The sequence below is a fragment of the Maribacter sp. 4G9 genome, assembly GCF_002742265.1.
GTDB lineage: Bacteria > Bacteroidota > Bacteroidia > Flavobacteriales > Flavobacteriaceae > Maribacter.
The window spans coordinates 1-2,221 of record NZ_MDGL01000077.1; the positions used below are offsets into that span (position 1 = coordinate 1).

The 2,221-nt window shown below is 54.1% G+C and carries 2 protein-coding genes; both read left to right on the plus strand.

The features are described from left to right. The first annotated feature begins 26 nt into the window (after positions 1–26). On the plus strand, positions 27–1,559 hold the full coding sequence (istA, locus tag BFP75_RS10180) for an IS21 family transposase (RefSeq protein ID WP_240531758.1): 1,533 nt from the start codon (positions 27–29) through the stop codon (positions 1,557–1,559). 24 nt (positions 1,560–1,583) lie between these two features. After that, positions 1,584–2,221, plus strand: a 638-nt coding sequence (locus BFP75_RS10185; protein WP_099545265.1) for an ATP-binding protein, incomplete at its 3' end; no start/stop codon positions are given.

The following is a 2,221-nucleotide window of genomic DNA, read 5'->3' on the forward strand; positions in this document are numbered from 1 at the left end:
GCGATATGGCCAATACACTTGATCCAATGGACCTGAAACAGATTATTTCCCTGCACCTCGATGGGCTGAGCAACCGCAAGATAGGCGCCACTCTGGGCATATCCCGTAATACGGTAAACACCTATATGCGCCTGTTCGGGGCCTGCGACCGCTCCCTTAAGGAACTGTTGGCCCTCGACAATGGGGCCCTGGAGGCCCTCTTTCCCTCCCATACGACCATAGACAACGTTCGCTACGACGAGCTCATGCGCTGCTTCGAGGGGGTCAACAAGGCCCGTAACCATCCTGGCTTCACCTTTCTGTACCATTACCAGGAGTATGTCCGAACGGCGAAGGAACCCTATGGCTATACCCAGTTCCTGGAACACTACCGGCGCAAGTATGCAAAGGCCAAAGGTTCGATGAAGCTCGAGCACGACCCCGGCAAGGAACTGTTCATCGATTTTGCGGGTAAGAAGCTGCATATCGTCGACAGGGACACGGGGGAAGTGATCCCGGTGGAAGTGTTCGTGGCCATCCTGCCCAATAGCCAATATACCTACGTGGAGGCCTGTAGGAGCCAAAAACGGGCGGACCTGATCGCTTGTTGCACCAATGCCCTGAACTATTACGGTGGCGTGCCCAAGGCCATCGTGTCGGACAACCTGAAATCCGCGGTGACAAGGGCGAGCAGATATGAGGCGGACATCAACCGGAGCTTCAAGGATTTTGCACGCCATTACAACTGCGCCATAAATCCCGCCCGGGGGTATTCCCCGCAGGACAAGGCCCTGGTGGAGAACGCCGTGCACCTTGCCTACCAGCGTATCTACTACCCCTTGCGGGAAATGGTGTTCTTCTCTTTGGCAGATCTGAACCGGGAGATAAAACGCCTGTTGGAAACCTATAACGATCTATTGTTCAAACGAAAGGAGGCCAGTCGCAGGGAGCTGTTCCAATCCGTGGAAAGGGAATACCTCAAGCCCCTGCCCGGGAGTGCGTACGAGCTAAAGGATTACCGCAGGGCCAAGGTGCAGAAGATGGGGTATGTCTACTTCTCCGCGGACAAGAGCTATTATAGCGTTCCCTACCGCTATATCGGAAAGGAGACCACCATCCATTACACCGGTTCCGTTGTCGAGGTCTATTACCACCAAAAGCGGATCGCCCTGCACCGGCGACATCCGGAAAAAGGCAGCTATAACACCAATAAAGAACACCTTAGCAGCACCCATAAATATTATAGTGACTGGAGCCCGGAGTTCTTTAAAAAGAAAGCGGCCCGACACGGCGACCATGTACTGGGCTGTGTGGAGGCGATACTCGCCAAGGGGGACTATCCGGAAATAGGATATAAACGGGCCATGGGGGTCATACAGCTCCATAGGGCCTACGGTGCGGAACGCCTGGACAATGCCTGCAAAAGGGCCCTGCAGGCAGATGCCGCCACCTATATGCGGATCAGGAACATCCTGAAGAACAACTTGGACAAAAGTTCCCTGTTCTACCGGGACCTGGAAGAGGACAAGAGCCATATCCCTGACCACGGTAACATACGTGGCGCTTCCGCTTATCAATGATGATCAACTTAAATCCGATATATTATGAACAATGAACAGACAATCGAAAAACTCAAACAGATGCGCCTTACGGCCATGGCCCAATTGCACCAACAGCACGTAAGGGACAACGGTTCGGCCGATATTACAGCCGACGAATACCTTGCCCTGCTAACGGACCACCAATGGGAGGACCGCCAGAACCGGAAGATCCAACGGTTGTTGAAACAGGCGGGGTTCGCACAGTCCGCCGACCTGGCCGAGGTCAACCATGCCCAACAGCGCAACCTGGACAAGAACATGTTCGCCCGCCTGGGGACCTTGGATTTTATGGCCCGGAAGGAAAACATCATCCTCACCGGGGCCTCGGGAACGGGCAAGAGCTATCTGGCACAGGCACTGGGACACCAGGCATGTATGATGGAACACAGGGCCATATACGCCAATACGGCCAGGCTCCTCAAAAGACTGAAACTCTGCAAAGTGGACGGCACCTATCTCAAGGAACTGGACAAGATCCTGAAAACCGACCTGTTGATCCTGGACGACTTTGGCCTGCAGAGCTTTGACAACCATGCCCGGGAGGCCATGATGGATATCATAGACGACCGTTACAATAAGGCCTCCACCATTATAGCCTCCCAGATACCCGTATCGGCGTGGTACGATATTATTGGGGAAAG

Excerpts from the sequence above, each read along its gene's own strand:
- istA (WP_240531758.1), top strand. The coding sequence starts at position 27 with ATGGACCTGAAACAGATTATTTCCCTGCACCTCGATGGGCTGAGCAAC.